Source organism: Pseudomonas sp. PDM31 (assembly GCF_019218965.1).
Classification (GTDB): domain Bacteria; phylum Pseudomonadota; class Gammaproteobacteria; order Pseudomonadales; family Pseudomonadaceae; genus Aquipseudomonas.
Genome location: NZ_JAHUWS010000003.1, coordinates 320,118 through 341,588, shown reverse-complemented (window position 1 = coordinate 341,588; position 21,471 = coordinate 320,118). Strand labels below are relative to the sequence as shown.

16 protein-coding genes are annotated in these 21,471 nt (G+C 56.4%); 4 read left to right on the top strand and 12 right to left on the bottom strand.

The genetic code is table 11. The features are described from left to right. Window positions 1–7 precede the first annotated feature (7 nt). From KW839_RS07925 to KW839_RS27590, 7 genes are all read right to left on the bottom strand, one after another. Window positions 8–2,506 carry an RND family transporter gene (locus KW839_RS07925; RefSeq protein ID WP_218423937.1) on the bottom strand — a complete coding sequence of 833 codons (2,499 nt, stop codon included), beginning with the start codon at window positions 2,504–2,506 and terminating at the stop codon, window positions 8–10. A gap of 30 nt (window positions 2,507–2,536) precedes the next feature. Beyond that, window positions 2,537–3,700 carry a YCF48-related protein gene (locus KW839_RS07920; protein WP_218423936.1) on the bottom strand — a complete coding sequence of 388 codons (1,164 nt, stop codon included), beginning with the start codon at window positions 3,698–3,700 and terminating at the stop codon, window positions 2,537–2,539. A gap of 224 nt (window positions 3,701–3,924) precedes the next feature. Continuing rightward, entirely contained in the window at window positions 3,925–5,364 is a 1,440-nt protein-coding gene (locus KW839_RS07915; RefSeq protein WP_218423935.1) for a DUF1329 domain-containing protein, read from the bottom strand. A gap of 484 nt (window positions 5,365–5,848) precedes the next feature. Further along, window positions 5,849–6,853, bottom strand: coding sequence for an aldo/keto reductase (locus KW839_RS07910; protein ID WP_218423934.1), 1,005 nt, complete (start codon window positions 6,851–6,853; stop codon window positions 5,849–5,851). Window positions 6,854–7,117: 264 nt separating this feature from the next. Then, on the bottom strand, window positions 7,118–8,794 hold the full coding sequence (locus KW839_RS07905; protein WP_218423933.1) for a DUF1302 domain-containing protein: 1,677 nt from the start codon (window positions 8,792–8,794) through the stop codon (window positions 7,118–7,120). Window positions 8,795–9,136: 342 nt separating this feature from the next. Beyond that, window positions 9,137–9,667, bottom strand: coding sequence for a hypothetical protein (locus KW839_RS27595; RefSeq protein ID WP_256352568.1), 531 nt, complete (start codon window positions 9,665–9,667; stop codon window positions 9,137–9,139). A 78-nt stretch (window positions 9,668–9,745) separates the two neighbouring features. Then, complete coding sequence (locus KW839_RS27590; RefSeq protein WP_256352567.1) at window positions 9,746–10,084, bottom strand: hypothetical protein; 339 nt, start codon at window positions 10,082–10,084, stop codon at window positions 9,746–9,748. Between the two features lie 406 nt (window positions 10,085–10,490). Here KW839_RS27590 and KW839_RS07895 point away from each other — a divergent pair, with 406 nt between their 5' ends. Next, on the top strand, window positions 10,491–11,921 hold the full coding sequence (locus KW839_RS07895; protein ID WP_371318050.1) for a hypothetical protein: 1,431 nt from the start codon (window positions 10,491–10,493) through the stop codon (window positions 11,919–11,921). 2 nt (window positions 11,922–11,923) lie between these two features. Continuing rightward, window positions 11,924–13,384, top strand: coding sequence for an acyl-CoA reductase (locus KW839_RS07890; protein ID WP_218423932.1), 1,461 nt, complete (start codon window positions 11,924–11,926; stop codon window positions 13,382–13,384). 69 nt (window positions 13,385–13,453) lie between these two features. Here KW839_RS07890 and KW839_RS07885 read toward each other — a convergent pair whose 3' ends face one another. Together KW839_RS07885 and KW839_RS07880 are read right to left on the bottom strand one after the other, a co-directional pair. Beyond that, entirely contained in the window at window positions 13,454–14,140 is a 687-nt protein-coding gene (locus KW839_RS07885) for a TetR/AcrR family transcriptional regulator (protein WP_218423931.1), read from the bottom strand. A 44-nt stretch (window positions 14,141–14,184) separates the two neighbouring features. Continuing rightward, complete coding sequence (locus KW839_RS07880; protein ID WP_218423930.1) at window positions 14,185–15,336, bottom strand: epoxide hydrolase family protein; 1,152 nt, start codon at window positions 15,334–15,336, stop codon at window positions 14,185–14,187. A gap of 425 nt (window positions 15,337–15,761) precedes the next feature. Between KW839_RS07880 and KW839_RS07875 the strand changes: the two genes are divergently transcribed. Further along, window positions 15,762–16,601 carry an SDR family oxidoreductase gene (locus tag KW839_RS07875; RefSeq protein WP_218423929.1) on the top strand — a complete coding sequence of 280 codons (840 nt, stop codon included), beginning with the start codon at window positions 15,762–15,764 and terminating at the stop codon, window positions 16,599–16,601. Between the two features lie 328 nt (window positions 16,602–16,929). Here the strand turns inward: KW839_RS07875 and KW839_RS07870 are convergent, their stop codons facing one another. Then, window positions 16,930–18,042 carry an acyl-CoA dehydrogenase family protein gene (locus KW839_RS07870; RefSeq protein WP_218423928.1) on the bottom strand — a complete coding sequence of 371 codons (1,113 nt, stop codon included), beginning with the start codon at window positions 18,040–18,042 and terminating at the stop codon, window positions 16,930–16,932. A gap of 9 nt (window positions 18,043–18,051) precedes the next feature. After that, a complete protein-coding gene (locus KW839_RS07865) occupies window positions 18,052–19,221 on the bottom strand; it encodes an acyl-CoA dehydrogenase family protein (RefSeq protein ID WP_218423927.1) in 1,170 nt (389 codons plus the stop codon). A gap of 110 nt (window positions 19,222–19,331) precedes the next feature. Here KW839_RS07865 and KW839_RS07860 point away from each other — a divergent pair, with 110 nt between their 5' ends. Further along, window positions 19,332–20,366 carry an AraC family transcriptional regulator gene (locus KW839_RS07860; RefSeq protein WP_218423926.1) on the top strand — a complete coding sequence of 345 codons (1,035 nt, stop codon included), beginning with the start codon at window positions 19,332–19,334 and terminating at the stop codon, window positions 20,364–20,366. A 51-nt stretch (window positions 20,367–20,417) separates the two neighbouring features. Here the strand turns inward: KW839_RS07860 and KW839_RS28065 are convergent, their stop codons facing one another. Further along, window positions 20,418–21,131, bottom strand: coding sequence for a methyl-accepting chemotaxis protein (locus KW839_RS28065; protein WP_371318057.1), 714 nt, complete (start codon window positions 21,129–21,131; stop codon window positions 20,418–20,420). Window positions 21,132–21,471: the final 340 nt, after the last annotated feature.

Genomic DNA, 21,471 nt, shown 5'->3' with positions numbered 1-21,471 from the left:
GCTGACTTCACGCCCTGCTGGCTACGTATTTCTGATGCACTGCTTCTTGCTCCAGCTCGCTTTCAGCCACTGGATCCTGTACGGGCAGCGATACCGTCGTGGGTGCCGCGTTGACGTCGCGACCGACATCACGCAAGAGGAAGTACGACAAGGCCGGTATCAACGTCAGCGCGCCAAGCATGTTCCAGAGGAACATGAACGTGAGCAGGATGCCCATGTCGGCCTGGAACTTGATCGGCGACCAGACCCATGTCACCACACCCGCCGCCATGGTCACACCAATCAGCGCTACAACCTTGCCGGTGAAATTCAGCGCAAGTCCATAGGATTGCGCGAGAGTAATCCCGCGACGCTGTGCACCCAGCTGAACACACAACAGATAAAGGGCATAGTCGACTCCGACACCAACTCCCAAGGCAATAACCGGTAAGGTCGCGACTTTTACGCCAATACCCAGCATCACCATCAAGGCTTCGCAGAGGAACGACGTAATCACCAGCGGCACCATGGCCACCACCACCGCACGCCAACTGCGAAAGGTGATCAGACACAGGATGGCGACAGCCGCATACAGAAGGCCGAGGATGCGGTAGTTGGCCTGTTTGACCACAATGTTGGTGGCCGCCTCGATTCCGGCAGGGCCCGCCGCCAACAGAAACTGTCGATCCGGGGTGTTGTGCTCGGCGGCAAACTCTTCGGCAACCTTGACCACTTCACTCAACGTGTCAGCTCGATGGTCCCGGAGGTAGGCAATCACCGGAGCAACGCTGGCGTTTGGGTTCATCAGTTCAGGGTTACCCACCAGCAAGGTTTGCGTGACGTTACCCAGCGTTTGAGTGTTGCGCGGCAATGTCATCCACTTGGGGTTGCCCTCGAAGGAACCTGACGCAACCCGACGAATTCCGCTCGCCAGTGAGGATGTGGCCAGCACCGACGGAAGCTGTTGCAGGCGCCAGGCCAGGCGATCCTGCTCCACCAACGCATCATAGTCGCGCATTCCTTCGGTTTTGGTCTTCAGGATGACGGCGAACTGATCGCTCGACGAACCATAATGTTCATTGATGAAAGCGACATCCAGATTGAAACGTGAGTCTGGACGCAACTCTGGCGCACCCGCATCCAGATCTCCCATCTTCAGGCTGGTCAGGCTGATGGCCATGGCGCCACCACCGACCAATATAGCCAACAAAGTGAGCGGCAAGGCCAGGCGACGCTCAGTGCACCGCTGCAGAAAACCGGTGATGCCCTGCCCGGCCCCAGCTTCACGGAGGCTGCGTCGGGCGGCAGATTGACTGACGCCTATATAGGAAAGGGCGACCGGAATGAAGAACAGCTTGGTGAAGATCAACACCAATACACCCAGGCTGGTGGTCATGGCCAGGTCGCGAATTACCGGGATGTCGATGATCATAAGCACGGCAAAACCAACCACGTTGGTAATCAGCGCCGTCAGTCCGGCCATGAATAGCCGGCGAAAGGTATAACGGGCAGCCACATATTTATGGGTCCCCCGTCCGATATCCTGCATGATCCCGTTCATTTTCTGTGCGCCGTGGGACAAACCGATGGCGAAAATCAGAAAGGGAACCAGGATCGAATAAGGATTGAGGTCGTAGCCAAGCAATTCCAGCAACCCCAGCAGCCAGACCACACCGATGGTCGCAGTCACCACCAACAACAGGGTACTGCGCAAATCGCGCGTATAGATATAGATGATTAATGAAGCGATCAGCGCCGAAACGGCGAAGAACATCATCACTTGCATCAACCCGTCGATCAGGTCGCCCACAAGCTTTGCAAAGCCGATGATGTGAACGCGGTAATGCCCACCGTCTACGCCCTGGTACTTGTCACGGATTTCTTTTTCCAGAAAAGTCGAGAGCTCACTGTAATCCAGTGGTTTACCTGTGTCGGGAACTACATCGAGCAGAGGCACGAATATCATGCTCGACTTAAGATCCTTGCCCACCAGGGTTCCTGGCAAACCAGCGCGCAGTGTGTTGGTGCGGAACTGGGCAATCGATCTATCCGAGGCATCGTAATCGAACGGCATGACCGGACCGCCGCGGAAGCCCTCTTCTGTCACTTCCGTCCAGCGCACGATTGGCGTCCAGACCGAGCGCATGAAGGCACGATCCACGCCTGGCGTAAGGAATATCTTATCGTTGATATCACGCACTACAGCCAGATAGTCCTTATCGAAAATATCACCCTGAGTATTTTCCACTACGATTCGGACAGAGTTACCCAGCCCCTTCAATTCGCTTTTGTTGTCCAGGTAATTGCGGATGTAAGGGTGGGAATGAGGAATCATGTCATCGAAGCTGGCCTGCACTTTCAGGCGTGAAGCATGCACCCCCAGAAAAACAGTAATGGCCACAACCAGCAACACTACCCAGGCGCGATGGTTGAAGATCAGCCGCTCCAGCCAGTCACCGGATTTTTTGTCGAAGTCCTTGAGGTCCCGTATCACGGGCAGGCGAAGTGATTCGGTATCTACAGCCATGATTTCTCCAGATTATCCATACCGTCAGCCTCAGCTGCCGGAAGCCGGCAAAGGCTCGAGCTGAGCACCTTGGGTGCCGACGATGACCACACTGTCTGCAGCCGCAGGTTCGATATTGGCAAAGGGTGCGCTGTGCAGCAGCTTTATTGGCTCCAGTGCACCGGCGGCGGCATCACCGAGAAGCAACGAACCGCCTTGACTGACCAACGCCAGCCGACCGTGGTCGAGTATGGTGCCTCCAGTGAGCGTGGCTTCGGTGCCAGTGCTGATCTTTTCCCAGCTCACACCTTTATCCAGGCTACGCCAGGCGTTACCACGCAGACCGTAGGCAACCACCGCACGGGCATCCCCCGTCACACCGAAGAAACTACCTATATAGCCAGAGTTCAATGCAACGAAGCGTTGACTGTCCTTGTCCAGACGGAACACCGTGCCCCGTTCCGAGGCGATATAAAGTTCGTGACCAACGGCATTGATGGCGGATAAATGCAGGCCATCGGGGTTGTCCATCCGATCAAGCAAGGGCGTCCAGTGTTCACCGCCATCACGCGTTTCCATGATCAGGTTGAAAGTGCCTACGACGTACCCGTGCTGATCATTTTCGAACCACACATCCAGCCACGGCTGCTCAGGCCCCGTCTCGTAGTTCAGCCGGACCTGTTCTAACAGACTTGCGGCCTGCGCTTGCTCAGCTTCGGGGGCTTGATCAAGACGTTTCTGGTAGTAGCTGGTCATCAGCTTGCTGGTAGAAAACCCGTCCTGCTGCTTGACCCAGGTTTTGCCACCGTCACGGCTACGCAGAATCACCCCGCCGTGACCGACAGCCCAGCCTGAATCAGCAGTGGGGAAATTGACAGCTGTGAGGTCGGCACCGACCGGCACCTCAGCCTGCTGCCATGTGCGGCCTTGATTGTCGGAGTAAACGATGTGCCCTCGCCAGCCGACCGCAACCAGGCGCTGCCCCGCACGAGCCAGGCCAACAAGCTGGGTAGAAGACGCCAAATTGCTCTGCACCACCGAACTGAACAATGGGTCGACAGCGGGACGTGAGCCCTCACTCGCATTGACACCAAACAGTAGCGACACACTGAACAGGCAGCCACCAATCCATCTGAGATTGGCAGCTGATTCACCTCGCATGGCCAAGGCCGCCCGAAAACGCCTGGCAAATATAGGCAAGCCGTAATGGCTCATTTCAACCTCCAGACTTCTTTTTGAATTTGTTATGTGGAGTAATGCAAACGATCTGGTTAGCGGGTGCTTAAAACAGCAGCCACTAGGCATCTCGCACAATCATATTAATCCTATACATGTTTATCGTCAACCACACAACTCACCGTCAATTGCACACCGCACGTCAAATTACAGACGAAAAAAAACCGCAGCACGTCTAAGCGTGCTGCGGTCGAAGGAAGTGCTTAACGTACGCCGGTACCGGCCATCGATTCTGCACGGTAATTATAGTCAGGCATACGCTTGATCTGCTTGGTCCAACCACTGTCCGGGTTGATATAGGAACTGACCAGGTATTGGCCTTTGCTCAAGTCATAAGTGGTAATGCAGGAGTCCTGGTTTCCTGCAGCACCTAATTCATTGCGATTGTATTGCGCCCAGCCATTGGATTGACCGACCCGGAAAATCTTGCCGGCATCATCTATCGCTTCAGACGACAGAATCGCCCAGGAGTCCTCATCGATGTAGAACCTGCGTTTGGCTGCGATGTGACGCTTACCCTCCTTGCGGGTAGCTTCTACCAGCCATACCCGATGCAACTCCCAACGCGTGGCGTCCGGATTGACGAATTGCTTGCCAAGCAACTGCTCAGGGGTCTGAGTGATTACTTTGTAGCGGTTGTAGGGCACATACATTTCCTGACGCCCAACGAGCTTGAAGTCGAACCGATCCATGCGACCCGCAAAAAGACCAATTTCATCGTAGTTCAGCGCACCGGACAACGAGGCACTCGGGGTATCGTACGTCAGTTCTGGCGCAAGCCGCGTGCGGCGCTGTCCAGTGGTGTAAGACCAGATCCGCTGATCCTTGCTATCGAATTCCGCGGGGTACCACACAACGGTCTTCTGACCGGCGTCACGGGAAGGCCCAAGGGTCTTGCTGAGAAAACGCCAATAGAGCTCACCAACGCCCTCATACGGGGTAACCTTTTGATCCCAAAAAGGATAGTCGTTCTGCAGAATAGCCTCATTGGTCATGGTCCGATTGCCAGCACTATCGACAATCCAACTTTGCATGCGCAACTCGGTCTCAGACTGCTCGTGAGTCAAGCTATTCCACATCACCTGATACCCAGTCTTAGGCAACGGGAAAGGCGTGGCACCCCAGCAACCCCGAATACCCACACCATCATCAGTAGTTTTGCATTCCGGATTGGCAGCGTTCTTGATAGCCGACTGAGCGCGGTCCGCTGCCATCTGCGGATAGCTGCGGCGGGTCGGGTAAACCTCAACCTTGTAGTCCGGCCAGCGCTTGAGCAGGGCCTGCGTTCCCTCGGTCAATTTACCCGCGTACTGCGCCATGTTCGCCGCACTGATGGTCAATACCGGCTTGTCAGCGGCATAGGGATCAACCGGGCGAATGGAGTCGGCGAAGGCGGGGGCTCCGGCCGGAGGTTTGACGCCCCCGGTGTAGGCAGGGATGGTGCCATCCTGATTACCAGCAATCTCCGCGCCCCACGGCGTCCGGGTCGTCCCCAGCTGCTTGAGCTCTTCAGGCGACGCTCCAGGTGCAGCATGAACTGCCGGGTGGAACAGCAAAGTAAATCCCACTGCCAGCATGCCTCCTGCTTTTGACAAAACGCGTACTGCACCCTCGGTTTCGACAATTGGTTTGCCAGTCTTCATCGCAGTCTCCAGCTTTATTGTTTGTTTTATCGGCGGGTAATAGAAGTTCAAAATTCGAGAGGATAGCCCTCTCAAGTCACTGTTGAATCACATTAATCATGTATATCTTTGGTGTCAATAGCGTAAATCATACATTCTGCTTGGCGGTTCAGATGGCAGGCTCGCCGCCCAATCATTCAATTTAATGATATATCTGATTACAAAAGGACTACGCCATACGACCTTGCGGTAATGGTCAACCTATAGATGCCATAGTCGCTCTGACTGGCCTGCAAGGCCGTACTCAATACGCTGCGCTCGCGTCTTGATCGGCGCCGGCGAAGCCGGTTGGTCAACCCTGATAGCTGCAATGACTCAGCGGGGCAAGGAAGCGACCGTTCGCTGTCTCGACAAATGGGGCCGGACAAGACCACTGGATGAGATCGCCCGCGATTCGCAGCTTCGCCGGCAATCCTGTCTTGTCGTTTCGACAGCAAAGAAGCTATCAGAGGATCTGGCGACCTTCGACGGGATAACCAGGGTCGGTGTAGCCCGGCGTGGAGACATGCCCCGGAGGCACCAGGGAGTCGACCAGGCGCTCATCCTCCGGCCCGAGTTGCAACTTCAATGCTTCGACATAACTATCCCAATGCGCTTCGGTACGTGGTCCGGCTATGGTGGATGAGATGAAACGGTTGTTCAGCACCCACGCCAGCGCAAAAGCGATCGACGTAGTGCCCCGTTGCGCCGCATGTGTAGCAATAGCCTGAGCAATGCGCAACGATTCCGGCCGCCACTCGGTCTGCTGCAAGCGCTTGTCGCCACGCCCAGCCCTGCTGTCGGCAGGCGGCGGAGAATCCACACCGTACTTGCCACTGAGGACACCGCGAGCCAGGGGACTGTAGGACACCACGCCCAGACCGCAATGGCCGGCAGCCGGTAATTGTTCCACTTCGGCGGTGCGGTCAACAATGTTGTACAGGGGCTCACTGGCCACGGGCCGGTCGATGCCCATCTGATCTGCCAATCGCGCGACCTCCGCGATTCGCCAGCCAGAAAAGTTGGACACCCCGAAGTATCGCACCTTGCCCTGGCGAATCAGATCGCCGACGGCCCGAACACCCTCCTCCAGCGAAACGCCCGGCAGTGCCCGGTGAAAGTAAAGAATGTCGATGAAGTCAGTGTCCAGACGCTTGAGGCTTGCTTCGACGGACTGATAGATCCATTTGCGCGATTGGCCCTGCCCATTCGGCCCCTGGGCGCTCGGGAAACCGAACTTGGTGGCGACTACCCAGCTGTCGCGCTTGTCCGCGATGGCGCGGCCTACGACCTGCTCGGAACGGCCTGCGTGGTAGACATCGGCGGTATCGATGAAATTCACACCTTGATCGAAGGCCTTGTCGATAATGCGCTTTGAGGTCGGTTCATCCGTCTCTCCACCGAACATCATTGCACCGAGGCACAAGGGGGAAACTTTGAGGGAACTGCTGCCCAAATAACGGTAATCCATAAGGTCTCCAGTCGGGTATGCCGTGTCGAAAATCCAACGTACGCCCCTCGGCATGTTAAGGGAGACATACAGATCTAGATGAGGGTGCGCCAAACCGGGCTCTCACAACCGCAGGCTGCACGCGCGACCCTGCCACGCAAGCAGACTGGTCGTGATCGGGGCGATTCATACCGGTATGACGAGCGATTCAAGGCAAAAAAAAGCAGCATGGGTAGTGCCCATGCTGCATTTGGCGTTACTGAAGGTACTGACCTGGGCCAGCCCTCAGAACGTGGTTTTGAGTGTGAGGGTTACCCGACCGCGGTCAGTGGTCTGCCATCCACCGCTACCGTAATAGCCAGCCGCATCATGTCGAATTTCGGCGCTGGAATCAGCATAGATCAAAGACGCGGTCACCTGCTTGCGGAAGTCAGCTTGCAAGCCTGCCGAATAGGTATAGAGATCCTCACTGGTACCACCGAAGTCAGCAGTGTTACCGTAGATCCCGCCACCCAATGTCATTGGCAGCGAAAGATCAACACCCGGGAATACCTGCAGGTACTGGGGTGTGACCGACATGTTGAAGCCCACAGCGTCGCGGGTCGCGCAGCCGCTGTCTTTGCCTCGCGGGCAGCCTGCGGTATCTTCACCGTTGAACAACGCTTCGTTGTCGGTGACTTTTTCAAGATAGTCGTACGACACTTCAGCCACCATCGTGGCGGTATCCCACAATGGTGTGTTGGGCAGGGAGAAAATGGTATTGACCAATGCGTGCCAAGTGTCGCCTCGGGCGCCCTCATTGGCTACGCTCAGGCTTCTGGAGTTCAAACCAGCATTACGCCGCGTCATCACCTCCGCACCGACAGCATACGAGCCTATGGTGGTATCCATGCTAAGGCCGATCAGCTTGGTGTCAGTTGGAAACACCGCACGATACTTCAACGGACTCTCTGGCTCGCGGAAGACCCAGAAACCGTTCTTCTCATCGAACTCACGGTAGTAGGCCCCGAAGGTGGTGGCATTGAGTTGTGGAACGGTAATTTTCGCCGCCACACCCCAGTTACCGCTTTTGTGATCGGGCTCCAGTGCGTCATCATTGCGGAACGGGGTAAATCTGTCCGGGCCGTCTGTCAGAAAGTCGGTGCCACCCAGGAAGGTACCACCTTGAGGGGCACGGATATGATCCCAATCGAGGTAATACTGCGCTGCCACCGAAACTAGATCCGTCACCTGACTTTGCATGGAGATCTGATTGAGCGGCATGAATGTTTCGCGAGTTTCAATACCGGGTGAAGCCGCGCTTTTTTGTCCATCAATCGGGTGCTGACTGTAGGAGATACCGGCTTGGGAGAAAATCGAGGTCCCCCAGTACACCACATGACGGCCCGCCTTGACGTTAACCGGGCGATCGGCAACGGTGAAGTTAGTGTAGGCAAACGCATCGAGGAGCTCGCCTGAGAGGCCGTTGTAGTAGCGCTTGGTATAGTTGGAATACTTGTTGTTATCGTAACTGGTCTGTCCAGGAATGGCAGGGTTCTTCTCGACAGTGTCGTCATCATAGGCCTGGTCGTACCATGCAGCGCCGGACAACCTCATACCAACCTTATCCTGCCAGTCCAACTCAAACTCGGACAGCAGATCCAAGCGATTGGTAACGACATCTCCCTTGTCGAACTTGTAATCGCCCTCATCCGAGGTGGCGGTGTTACCAATGCGCTTATCACGACCATCGATGCGCGTGCCAAGGTTGTAGCGCAGCGTGTTATCGAAGCGGGTAGTCAACCCATCGACGCCGGTATCAATTTCCATGGCCCCGGCCGGCAGGACAACGCCAGCAGCAATACAAAATCCGATCGCATGCATTGAAACGTTGCTGCAACGATTTCTACGCAAAACCCTGCCTTCACTCATTTGAACCTCCAGACCGTTCTTGAATTTGTTATGCGGAGTGATTTTCTTCATGTCGAGGACGGATGCATCGCGGGCCCTCCCCAGACCCTTTGCAACACTCGATGGCGAGTTTCAACATCATTTCGCCACCGACTTAACATAGCAATCATACTAATCCTGCATGTGATTAATCGTCAATACGATTAAGATAGAAACAGGAGGTGTTTTTTTGCATGGGGGCCTGGACGCGAAAACTCTGCATAGCTCTTCAATCTCGAATGTGCCGCCAACCAGAACGCCGGCACCTGATTAAGGATCAAAATAAGCGCGCTCGCCGTTTTAAGATCACGATGGGCGCGCGTAAAAAAAACCGTGTTCAAAATCAATTCAAGGGGATAGGGGAAGGCACTTGCATCAGGATTTCACGACCCGCGGAATTTTGTGTGGCGGACCGTTTTCCAGCAGAGATTCATTGCTGATGAGTTCAACAATCACCGGCACCTGCACCTGCAAGGTTGACAACAGCGTGTCGGCGATACGCGCGCCCAGCGCCTGGACACCGTCGGTTAATGCGCTTTCGTCGTATCCGACGCACAATGTCAGGACATCCATCTCCCTCTGCGAACGCACCAATTGGAATAGGCCGGTATGGGCTTCAGGAAATTGTTCCATCAGCGGGAAAATATCTATCGGTAGAATCGAACTAACCTGAATCAACATCTCGTCACCTTTACGCCCGATTGGTTTCAAACGCCCGTGGGTGCGTCCGTAGGTGCAAGGTTTACGAGTGAACCGTACCAAGTCATCTGTGCGATAGCGTATCAATGGCGCCACATCATCGAGCAATGCGGTTACCACAAGTTCTCCCCGTTCGCCGTCAGCCACCGAACCACCTCCGGACGGATCCAGTTGCTCAATCATCGCCAGGTCTTCCCAGGTATGCATGCCGTCATGGGCCTTGCACTCCATGACGGTGCTGAGATCGCCAAGCGAAGTGAGCTCGAAGTTCTCGAGCCCCCAGGATTAGACAACTTGACGGCAATGTGGGTTTACCTGTTCGCCGCCAAACACGACACCACCGTATGAAGAAAAAACCTCGCGCAGTTCATCGCCCGTGTTCTGCTGATAGTGCTCAAGCGCCACGTGGTAATCCGAACGCGGCAATGGCGTTGGGTCGCCGGTGGTTCCCGAGGTAAAACCAACACCGCGCAGTTTCGGTGGCCCTGCACAGGCCAAACCACCGTAAGGATCGCCATGGCGGTCACGGAAACTACGAATGGCGTCCTTGTCAATAAAGGGCACATTCTCCCGAAAGTCAGCCAGGTAGCGGATGTCTTCGGGCTGACTCCGACTGCATCCCACACCTCACGCACCAGTGCTGACTGGCTATAGGCATAAGGTAACAATTGCAGGATGCGGGCCTCCTGCAGTTGCTCGATTTCTTCACGCGGCATTGTCTCGATCACCGGGTCGAAGAACCTGTTGTCATCCACTCTGCTCATGGAAAGTCCTTATTTTATTTTTGTTGTGCTGCTTTCAACGTCGCACGAATGAACTTATTAAAACTTCGGGCGTAGCAAGCGTAATAGTCAGACTGCGCTGACGCCTAAATGAACGAGATCTCTGGCGGAATGCGGAGCGACAACCGTCCGCCTCTTCATGAAACGAAAAAAAACACTACTAATCAATAACATAGAAATCACAAGCCGCCATTTCCAATCCGGAGATGCGCGCTTTTTTACGTCCTTATACTGGCTGCATCCACACAATGAGTCAGGGCGTATTCATGACAATTACAAATAAAATCCAGTGGCTGTTAACCGACCCTCCCATGCTCGCGGATTACTCACTGGAGGCTTGGGAACACCTGCCCCGCGACGAAGTGGATGCTTTGCAGCTTGCTGGCTTGAAGCAACGTTTCACTCAGTTGCGCGATGCCATTCCGATGCTGAGCAAGCTCGCCAATGCCGAGGGCGTGGATAGCATCGACAGTTTCGATGACGTTATCCCGCTGCTGTTCGACCACACCATGTACAAGTCCTACCCGCCATCACTATTGGAAAATAACCGCTTCCAGCAAATCAACAAATGGCTGGCCAAGCTCACACTCCATCCCGTCGAGGACGTCGATGTCTCGCATTGCCAGAGCATCGACGAATGGCTGCAGGTCATGGATGCCGCCCTGCCGGAACTGCGCATATCCCACTCCACCGGGACTTCAGGCACCGTGTCCTTCCTGCCGCATAGCCAGAGCGAGATCGACAAGAGCGGTGCAATGAAGCAGATGAGCGTCTGGAACCTCGGCGGCCCACTACGGGGTGAGCGCCCCGAATTGCATGTGGCCTATCCGTTCTTCCGCTCGGGTTATTCCGCGCACTTACGGGGCAACGAGGGAGTCGTCAACCACCTCCTGCGCGGCGAGGAGTACTTTCACGCAGCCTATCCAGCAAAGATAAGTTCCGATGTCCTCTACCTCTCCGCACGGATCAAGGGCGCCCAGGCCAAGGGCACCTTGGACCGACTGAAAGTGAGCCCGGCCATACTGGCGCGCAAGGAGGAGCATGACGCGATCCAGGCGAAGATGCCGGCCCATCTCAAACAATTTTTCGAGCACATATCACAAGAGTTGCGAGGCAAGCGCATCTACGTCTGGGCCACGTGGAACCTGCTGCACAATATGGCCAAGGCCGGCCTTGAGGCAGGCCTTCAGGGTGTGTTCGCCGCCGACTCCTACGTCAGCACCGGCGGCGGAGCCAAAGGCCTGGTGCAACCGCCAGGCTGGCGCGAGGATATTTTACGCTTCACCGGCGCACGTCAACTGCACGAACTCTATGCGATGAGCGAAGTGTTGACCACGCACATGCGTTGCGAGCACGGCCACTATCACCTGTCACACCTGGCGATCCCTTTCCAGCTTAATCCGCAAACCAGCCAACCACTGCCCCGTCACGGCCGCGTTACCGGGCGCGCGGCATTCTTCGACCTGGGCGCCGACTCGCGCTGGGGCGGTTTCATTTCAGGTGACGAGATCACTATCGAATGGGATCAGCCCTGCACCTGCGGGCGCACCAGCCGCTATATCGTCGGTGAAGTGCAGCGCTACAGCGAGAAGAATGGCGGCGACGACAAAATCACCTGTGCCGGTACCGAAAGCGCACACCAGGAAGCCATGGATTTCCTGAACAATCTGGGAGAGTAACGATGTCCACACCAATCGCACCAATGATTATCCGTGGCGAGGTCATCACCGATCACTTGATCGAGATTGGTGGTCGAGGTGGCGATCTGAGCTTCCACACGCCTGATGCCCATCATTACCTTGATCGCCTGCCACTGCGCGACCCGGCCCGACTGGCAGATCTGTACCAACTTCGTTTCGACGACATCCTCGACTACACCGATGAGCTGGCCGGACGACTGGATTTCTCGAAAAACCATCATCTGCAGGAAGCATGCGAGCTGTCCTACGCCACTGCGCCGACCACCCCACCCCTGGTCAAGTCGCAGTATATGGGCCTGGCACGCATGCTCGACCGCCGATCCATCCGGGAAGCAGCTGAACAATCCATCGGCATCGACTACCTGGAAGGCTGGGTACGCAAAACGCTCAACGACGGCCGCGATGCAGAGATCCGTTGCTTTGGCGCGCGCACGCTGCACATCGTCGCGGGCAACTCACCGGGACTGTCGCTGCTGACCATCATCCGCAACATGATCCTGCGCAGCGATGCACTGATCAAAGCGCCGTCCAATGACCCATTCACTGCCACCGCCATCGCCCGCACCATGATCGACATGGCGCCGGACCATCCGCTGACCCGGCACCTGAGCGTTGCGTACTGGCGCGGTGGTGACCAGGAATTCGAAGTGAAACTGTACAAGCCGCAGAACTTCGAGAAGATCGTCGCCTGGGGCGGATTCGCGTCGATCAAACATGTCAGCCAATACATCCAACCCGGACTTGAGCTGATTTCTCTCGACCCGAAGCGTAGCGTCAGCATCCTCGGCGCCGAGACCTTCATCAGCCCCGAACGCATGCGCGAGGCAGCACAACGTCTGGCTTGCGATATGGGCGCACATAATCAGCAGGGCTGCGTGAACGCCCGTGTAGTGTATGCCGTTTCCGGCACTGACGAGACAGGGCTCAATCGGCTCAACGAGTTTGGCGAGTACGTGTACGCCGCCTTGCAATCCTTGCCCACCAGCATCAGCACCCCAGCCAAGCGTTATGACCCGGAGTTGGCCGCACATTTGCGCTCACTGCGACTGGAAGACGAATGGTACCGGGTCATAGGTGGCGAGGAAGGGGAAGGCGCAGTGATCGTGTCGCAATTGCCCGATGCGGTGTCCTTTGCGGCATCGCTCAATGATCGAACTGCCAACCTGATTCCCGTGGATACTCTGGACGAAGTGATGAATGCAGTGGATGCGTCCACTCAAACCGTCGGCATCTACCCCGAAAGCCTCAAGGACGAACTCAAGGATCGCCTGCCACTTCACGGCGCCCAACGCATTGTTTCACTGGGCTACGCCATCGCACTGAATTGGGCGTTGCCACAGGACTCCATCGAACCCATGCGGCGAATGGGCAAGTGGATCGTCAATGAGATCTGCTCGCCGGAGCGAATCCCCGGCCCTTGGCAGCGCCCGAACATCGACTAAAACATTACGTAGCGCCTTGCAACGCTGCCGGAAGATCGGGAAACCCGTCGGCGTTGCTTTATCAAACGCTCAAGGCATGGTGTTCGGCTTGCACAGTAGTGCGTGCAGCATGCGCGCAATCATCTGCGCGGTGTCGTCCTGCTCCAGATACAGTGGACGCTCCAGGGCGACAGCCCGGGTCAATGCCGGTAGAGCGTGATAAGCAAGGAACATAGCCTTCTCAGCGTCCTGCTCGGCCAACTCTGTCGAGAAGCGCTGCATCAACGCCGAGGTCAGCTCAGCCTGTGGCAGGCTGTCCGGCTTCACTAGATCCATGCGCTGTAACTCACTGTAGTGGAGGTACTTGGCACTGAAGACTCGATCGATCAACCATTGCTTGCGACGCAGGCGCAGGAACGTACGTAGCATCAACAACAGGCCATCGTAGAGCATGCTGGAATCCGGCAGCCTGCGAATATCCTCAAGCAACTCGGCATGCTGACGCTTGCGGTACTCATCGAAAATCGACGAAATAAGCGAGTCAAGGGTGGGGAAGTATTCGTAGATCGAGCTCACGGAAACGCCCGAATATTCAGACAACCGGCTCAAGGACAACGCATCACGGCCCTCGTCTTCCAGTATCTGCACGGCAGCCTGTTTAAGCGCCTCGACCATAGCGATCGAGCGTGCCTGTCGCGGCTGTTTGCGCTGCGTTTCGGGAATTTCGATCAGCAACTGACCTTCCGGCAAGGCACGCGTATCGATGGCTCTGGACATGTACCTCTCCCCCTACAGTGCATTAACGACAACATCCGCCCTGGTCAGCGGAAGGCGCGGAAAAACTCACGGATGTCCGCTACCAGCGTCGCACCCTGCTCCAGTGCGGGGAAATGCCCACCGCGCTCGTAGACTCGGTAGTGACGCACATCAAAGACCCGTTCAAGGAAACTGCATGGCGGCGGCGGGATCAGGTCATGCGGAAATAGTGCAAATCCCGTTGGTACGGTATTGCACTCATGCGCGGCAATGCGCGTATCGCCTCCACTGCGAGCGGCCTGGTACAACCAGTTCGCCCCATTGATCCCATTGATCCAGTAGAGCATCAGGTTAGCGAGCATCCAATCCCGGTCAAATGGAGGATCACTCTCGTTGGCACCCAGGGTCCAGGCCTGAAACTTGTCGACGATCCAGCCTGCCAGGCCAATCGGTGAATCGGTCAGGCCATAAGCAAGTGACTGCGGTTTGGTCCCCTGCACCTGCTGGTAGGCACCTTCCTCTTGCTGCATTTCGCCAAGGCGAGCCAGCCATGCCCCCTCTTCCTGCGTCAGCGCACTATCAGCGCCGATGACCGGTAGACCGCCGAGCATATTGAAATGCGCCGCGACGAGGTTCCGTGGATGAAGACGAGCAAGCAATCCACCGACCACCGCGCCCCAATCCCCCCCCTGGATGGCATAGCGCTTGAAACCAAAGTGCTCGATCGCCAGTTTGCTCCAAAGACTGGCGATAGCACGCGGTCCCAGCGGTTCACGCGGCACCGAAGAAAAACCGTAGCCCGGCAGGCTCGGCAGCACCACGGTAAAGGCGTCTTCGACGCGCCCACCGAAGCGCTCCGGGTGCGCCAGCGGTTCGATCAGGTCGATAAATTCGAGGAACGACCCAGGCCAACCATGAGTGAGCATCAGCGGCAAGGGATCATCCCCCGAACCTTGCTCGACCAGGACATGAATGATCTGGCCGTCGACATCCACCAAGCGCTGTTCGTAGCGATTGATCCTCGCCTCCCAGGCACGCCAGTCGAAGTCGTTGCGCCAGTGTTCGACCAGACCCTGCATATAGGGCAAGGTGCTGCCCTGTCGCCATCCAGCACTCGACGGGGTCTGCGGCCAGCGCACCTGGGCCAGACGCTGAGCCAGGTCGGTTAATACCCTCTCATCGGTGTTGACGCGAAATGCCTTACCGGGCAGTTGCATTGTTATCTCCCTGGATGCGCCGCGCAGGTCGTCAATGTGGCCCACGCAGCTGAAATTCGAGAATATTTCGCCCCACCGCTACAAACTTATCCACGCGCTGGAAACTCGGGCTTCTTCGGGTCCAACGCGGCGATTGCCTTAATGCGCGCCCCAACCCATTCGACATCACACACCTATCCACTTAGGAGATGACTGCTTGCATTCACACAAATCATATTAATCATATATATCATCGCAAAACAAAGCGAGGCAAAAATAAAGCCCGGCACCCTGCCTGTTGCTGGACGAAAATTTTCTCCTCACCCAACGATGACGCCTTGCATATTCATATCAATTATATGCATCATAAAGCCATTAAGCCGTTCGACTGAGCAGACCAACAACGTCGAGTGTGGCGTCGTGATCGCCTAATCCGGAGCACCAGAATGAGTGACGACCTCCTCCAAGCGACGAAAAAATTGCCGCTGGCCATTGTCGTCGGCGGCTGTGGCGGCATGGGCCTGGCGTGTGTGCGTCGCCTGGCCCTGACTCACACCGTACTGCTTGCGGATATCGATATTGCGAAAGCTCAATCGATCAGCAAGAAGCTGTATGCAGAAGGCCACAGCATCATCGCCCAGCGCTGTGACTTCAGCGACCCGGCGTCCATTGATGCCCTGTTTGCATGTGCAGCCGAAATCGGACGGGTGAAAACGCTGGTCTACGTTCTTGGTCTCTCGCCAAGCATGGCCGATTGGCAACGGATCATGACCGTCAACCTGGTCGGCGCGGCGCATACTGCCGAAGCCGCACTCCCGCTGATGGAGGCAAACGGTGTTGCGCTGTTCGTCTCGTCCCTGGCGGCTCATGCCTGCAAGCCGGATACTGGCATGCAAAAGGTACTCGACAACCCGTTGGCTCCAGACCTTCTCAAGGCGATAGAAGCGAGCCACGGTCAAGAGCCGTCCTGTGCCGAGGCCTACGGCCTGTCCAAGGCTGGCATGAACCGCATGTGCCGACGTCTCGCATCACGTTGGGGCGAGCGCGGGGCGCGTATCGTTTCGCTGTCACCCGGCCTGATCCGCACGCCAATGGGCGACCTCGAATTCCGCAACCAACCGTCCAAGTACCAACTGCTTGAACGTACGCCGCTCAAACGCCAGGGCGGGCTGACAGAAATCGTCGATGCCATGGAGTTTCTTTGCTCCGAGCGTGCATCCTTCATCAACGGTACCGATCTGCTGGTTGATGGCGGTATTGCCGCAGCCGTGGAGTTCGGTGCCTGAGCCGAATCCGACGGCCATTACCTGCGCGGACCTCTGCCTTGGACCAATACATTGGAGTCGAGTTGATACTTGAGTCGCCCCAAATTGGCTGCTCTTGCAACTGGATGTGCGCTGCCAGGCGACAACCCCTGACGCGGAAACGACCAGCCACTGACTATTGAGGAAGTGACGCTGCGGGCGCCGAGAGAGGGTGAGGTGTTGGTACTGATGGCGACGGTTGAAACCGATCCGACACCAGTAGATGGCTTGCCAGCGAGAAACGCTTGAGCTGGCTTCTCGCTGGCAAGTCATGTATTTGGCTGGCTAAATCGCACAGTGCAAAGTCGCATCAACCATTCGCAAGAATTACGCCAAGCCGGGCGATCAACGCCGATTGCCCACCCAGGATCATCTCGAGTTTCTTGGCCATCAGGCAATAACGAAACAACGGGTAGTCGCGATCCACACCCGTACCACCGTGCACTTGTTGCACTGCATGGCTAACGCGGTGCAGCGCTTCGCAGGCATAGATACTCGCTGCCAGTACCGCTTCAGTCGCCGATGCGGTATCACCTGATTGACTCAGACGGCTGACCGCCTGCTCCATCAATCCTCGCAGACATTCGGTATCAATATGGCAATCAGCAAGTGCATGAGCCACTGCCTGGAACGTCGCGATCGGACGTCCGAACTGTTCACGCTCGGACGTGTACTCAGCCCCCATGCGAGTCATCGCACTGCAAACACCCACCGCCATTGCCGTGGCTGCTGCGAACAGATGCAATTGCGCATTATCGACAAATGCCGGCGTCGCCGCAGCGTTCACCAAAAGGTTGGCTGGCACGTCTTGCAGCGTAAGAGTAAAGACATACTCGCCGGTGGTCGTGGTCTGCTGTTGACGCTCGATACCCGCTGATTGCAAGTCGAACAGAAACACGCCAACACCATCGGTATAGCGCGCCAGGGTCCAGCACACGCCTGGCAGGTTCGCCACTGCGACACGGTGCTTGCAGCCCGAAAGGCGCCACTGGCCCTCTACCAATTCCGCCCGGGTGCTGACGTCCAACAGGTCTGTCTGCCGGGCCTCTGCTGTAGCGCTGGTGAGTACAACCTCACCCGCCACCAGCTTCGGCAACAGCGTTTCCAACACAGGTACGTTGTCCAGCGCCAGTACTGGCAAAGCGCCACCAACCAAGACCTCCAACAGAGGCACCGGCGCCACAGCCTGTGCCGCTCGCTCAAGAAAAACACAGAGCGTTTCAAAATCCTCGCCTACTCCCCCTTGGGCTTCGGTGAGTTGTATGCCTAACAAACCCGTCTCGGCCAGTTGAGTCCAGAGCTCGGCGTCATGATATCCAGTGGCATCCACCGCTCGCAGACGAGGCTGAGTCGCCTGATCTGTAAACAATCGCGTCGCCAGTTCCGTCAGTTGTTGCTGGGTGGCGCTCAGGGAAAAATCCATACAAATCTCCTAACGAGGCAGTTTCAGGCCGGCCTGCGCGATAATGTTCCGTTGAATTTCATTGGCGCCACCGCCAAATGTGAGCACGCTGCCCTTGCGATACAATTTTTCCATCAAGCCATGGGCAAGTACGTCCGAGCCTTCACGAAGCATGCCTTGCGAACCGATTATTTCGCCCATCAAGCGGCCCAGCTCGACATATACTTGCGAGCCGTAAACCTTGGTTGAGGAGGCCTCGACCATCCCGCTGCCGCCGTTGTTCATCACCCACAGCGCTTTCAGGCACATCATTTTCAGACCTTCGAGCTTGACCTTGGCAAGCGCCAGATTGCGCTGCACCCAAGGCAGTTGCAGCAAATGCTTGAAGTCTTCATGGGTCTTGAGCAGGCTCAAGGTATGGTCGTAGAGCATGGCCACGTAACCGTAGTTGACCAGCGAAAGGCGCTCGAGATTCAACTGCGCAGTGATCAGCGACCAACCGCCATTGAGTTCACCGACACGATAGCTGTCGGGAACTCGTACGTCCTGGTAGTAGGTCGCCGCTGTATCTACACCCAAGGTATGGATAGTTGTGCAGGAATACCCTGGAGTATTGGTCGGTACCAGAAAGATCGTAATACCTTTGTGGCGCTTGGCTGGATCAGGGTCGGTCCGTGCCGCCAACCAGATGTACTGGCTGAACGGGGCGCAACTGGTCCAGATTTTCTGCCCATTGATGATCCAATCATCGCCATCGCGCACCGCCCGGGTACGCAGATTAGCCAGATCGCTGCCTGCGCCAGGCTCTGAATAGCCGATGGCCAAGTAGGCGGAACCCGACAGGATTCTACCCACGACCTCATCGCGTACTTCGCCTTGAGCGTAGCGGGCAACCATGGGGCCAATGGAGTTCGCCGAGAGTGCCGGCCAGGGAAAACCTGCGCGCTTGGACTCTTCGACCAAAATGTATTGCTCGATCGGATCGGCACCCTCGCCCCCCAGGTCCTTGGCCCAGGACATTTTGATCCAGCCGTCCCGGCCCAGCTGCTCAAGCTTGCGCCAGTAGATCGGGCCACCACCATGACTCCAGAGCGGGTCTCTGAGTTCGGCTTCGAAATCGGCCGTCATCATCTGCTCGGCCATATAGGCCCGCACACGATCGCGGAAACGCAGGTGCTGATCGCTCAGATCGGTAATCATCCTAGGGTTCTCTTGTTTTGGGCATTGATACGTCACTATCTATAATGCGAGGCTTGGCATGAAGGACAAAAAACGACTTTTTGCATCACTGATATTTGAATTCGAATCCAATGGCTGAAAACTTGAATGATTCATGGTCGCTACGTGGTAACTATCGCTACGCCACCGACCAGTTACTGATGGGGGCACGCTGCCACCAGTTAGCGTTGGAGCCAATCTGGGAGGCCGCCGGAATGCCGGAGTACGCCTCCAGCAAAACCCCGATAAAAGCGCATCAGTTTGCCAGGCTGCTAAGGGCTACCACCGAAGTACTCGACGACGAACTGTTTGGCCTCACTCAGCACCGCGCCAAGCGCGGAACCTACGCGATGATGGTCGACCTGGCTCTAGGTTGCAGCACATTGGGAGCGGCTATGGAACAAGTCGCAAACTTCTTTCGGATCGTGACCGATGACATCGAAGTGCGCTGCAATCTCTCGGAGGAACAGATTGAGCTGACCGTCATTTTGAATGACCCAGATCTGGATCCGATGGGTTTTCTCTGCGACTACTGGTTGTTATACCTGCATCGATTTTTCAGCTGGTGCATCGGTGCACTGGTGCCCGTGCGCCAATTGTCCTCGACTCGGCCTGAAGCTCCCGAAGCAAACCGCCTACTGCACTACATACGCAGAGACTGGCTCACTGGGCAGGTGTCCAACACACTAGCAATCAACGCCAGATACTGGACAACGCCAATCAATCGTACCCGCGCCGAATGGCATGCCAATGTTGACCGTCTGATGGGGCAAGGTATTCTCGGCTGGCCCGATGCCAAGGAAAACTGTTCAACCCAGGTTCGCGCCCTGCTGGCCGAAGCACTCAAATTACGGATGCCCCTGCCTCGCCTTCAAGCCATTGCCAGCCAACTGTGCCTGAGTGCACAAACCTTGCACCGGAACCTGCAGCAGGAAGGCACCAGCTTCCAGCGGATCCTCGATGACCTGCGCCGCGATCAGGCCATTGAGTTGCTGGCCAATCAGCATCTAAGCATCGCTGATGCCGCCGAGCAGTTGGGGTTTTCAGAAACCAGGTCCTTCAGCCGGGCGTTCAAGCAATGGACGGGAATCAACCCTTCGGCGCTAAGACGCGAAGGCAACAGCTGACCTTATTCGCGCATAAGGCAGCTGCTGGTTCATCCGGCACATCAGTATGCGTCAAACACGAAAGGCACCGATCAGCTCCTTGAGTTGACCGACCAGCAGAGTAAGCTCGCGGCTCGCCTGCTCGGTTTGGCAGGCACCGCCAGCCGTGCGATCCCCGGCCTGGTTGATTTGTACGATGTTGCGATCCATGTCATGAGTCACTGCCGTTTGTTCCAGCGCGGCGGCGGCGATCTGCTGGTTTTGATCAACGATTGTGCCCACTGCATTAAAGATGTTCGCCAAAGCCTGCTGCACCAGCGTTGATTGATTGGCCGTGCTGCGTGCCATATTGTGACTGGCATTCATCACTGTGACCGCGGCACTCACTCCGTTCTGCAATTTGCCGATCGTTTGCTCTATTTCTTTGGTGGACACTTGTGTGCGCATTGCCAGATTGCGCACTTCATCGGCAACAACGGCAAACCCGCGCCCCTGTTCCCCTGCCCGGGCCGCCTCGATGGCGGCGTTGAGAGCCAGCAAGTTGGTTTGCTCGGCGATGGCTTTGATCACATCAAGAACCTGGCTGATGGTGCTGCTGTCACTGGCCAGTTGGTTGATCACAACAACTGACTGGTCAATTTCGCCGGCCAATTTTTGAATACTGTCAACCTGGGACTCGACCAGAGCACGACCAGAAACGACCTCCGTGCTGACACCCTGCGCGCTGTCTACAGCGCTAGCTGCATTGCGCGCAACTTCCTGTGCAGTGGCGGACAACTCATTCATTGCCGTTGCGATCTGCGCAATCTGCTGCCGCTGGTCGGACACGGCCTGACTACTTTCATTAGAAACAAGCTCGACCCGATCCGCCTGGCCCTCGACTTTGACGACCGTCTGCCCCACTCGCTGAATCAATTGATTAATTTTACCAATGGTGCCGTTGATAACCTTGCCCAGCTCACCCAACTCATCCTGGCTCTGGATCATTACATTGGCCTTCATATTTCCGGCTGCCACATCGTCCATGACAAGGCTGAAGCTTTTCAATGCGCTGCACATCGCCACGTAAAAGCCGCCGTAAAGGTAGCCAATCAGAAGAAATATCAGCAGCAACGCGCTGATTAAA

What these genes read in the sequence shown, in the direction of transcription:
- KW839_RS07865 (WP_218423927.1), bottom strand. Translation starts at nt 19,221, where the DNA reads ATGATTACCGATCTGAGCGATCAGCACCTGCGTTTCCGCGATCGTGTG.
- KW839_RS07885 (WP_218423931.1), bottom strand. Translation starts at nt 14,140, where the DNA reads ATGTCCAGAGCCATCGATACGCGTGCCTTGCCGGAAGGTCAGTTGCTG.
- KW839_RS07880 (WP_218423930.1), bottom strand. Translation starts at nt 15,336, where the DNA reads ATGCAACTGCCCGGTAAGGCATTTCGCGTCAACACCGATGAGAGGGTA.
- KW839_RS07925 (WP_218423937.1), bottom strand. Translation starts at nt 2,506, where the DNA reads ATGGCTGTAGATACCGAATCACTTCGCCTGCCCGTGATACGGGACCTC.
- KW839_RS07875 (WP_218423929.1), top strand. Translation starts at nt 15,762, where the DNA reads ATGAGTGACGACCTCCTCCAAGCGACGAAAAAATTGCCGCTGGCCATT.
- KW839_RS07920 (WP_218423936.1), bottom strand. Translation starts at nt 3,700, where the DNA reads ATGAGCCATTACGGCTTGCCTATATTTGCCAGGCGTTTTCGGGCGGCC.
- KW839_RS07895 (WP_371318050.1), top strand. Translation starts at nt 10,491, where the DNA reads ATGAGTCAGGGCGTATTCATGACAATTACAAATAAAATCCAGTGGCTG.
- KW839_RS07870 (WP_218423928.1), bottom strand. Translation starts at nt 18,042, where the DNA reads ATGGATTTTTCCCTGAGCGCCACCCAGCAACAACTGACGGAACTGGCG.
- KW839_RS07905 (WP_218423933.1), bottom strand. Translation starts at nt 8,794, where the DNA reads ATGAAGAAAATCACTCCGCATAACAAATTCAAGAACGGTCTGGAGGTT.
- KW839_RS07860 (WP_218423926.1), top strand. Translation starts at nt 19,332, where the DNA reads ATGGCTGAAAACTTGAATGATTCATGGTCGCTACGTGGTAACTATCGC.
- KW839_RS07890 (WP_218423932.1), top strand. Translation starts at nt 11,924, where the DNA reads ATGTCCACACCAATCGCACCAATGATTATCCGTGGCGAGGTCATCACC.
- KW839_RS28065 (WP_371318057.1), bottom strand. Translation starts at nt 21,131, where the DNA reads ATGAATGAGTTGTCCGCCACTGCACAGGAAGTTGCGCGCAATGCAGCT.
- KW839_RS27595 (WP_256352568.1), bottom strand. Translation starts at nt 9,667, where the DNA reads ATGCATACCTGGGAAGACCTGGCGATGATTGAGCAACTGGATCCGTCC.
- KW839_RS07915 (WP_218423935.1), bottom strand. Translation starts at nt 5,364, where the DNA reads ATGAAGACTGGCAAACCAATTGTCGAAACCGAGGGTGCAGTACGCGTT.
- KW839_RS07910 (WP_218423934.1), bottom strand. Translation starts at nt 6,853, where the DNA reads ATGGATTACCGTTATTTGGGCAGCAGTTCCCTCAAAGTTTCCCCCTTG.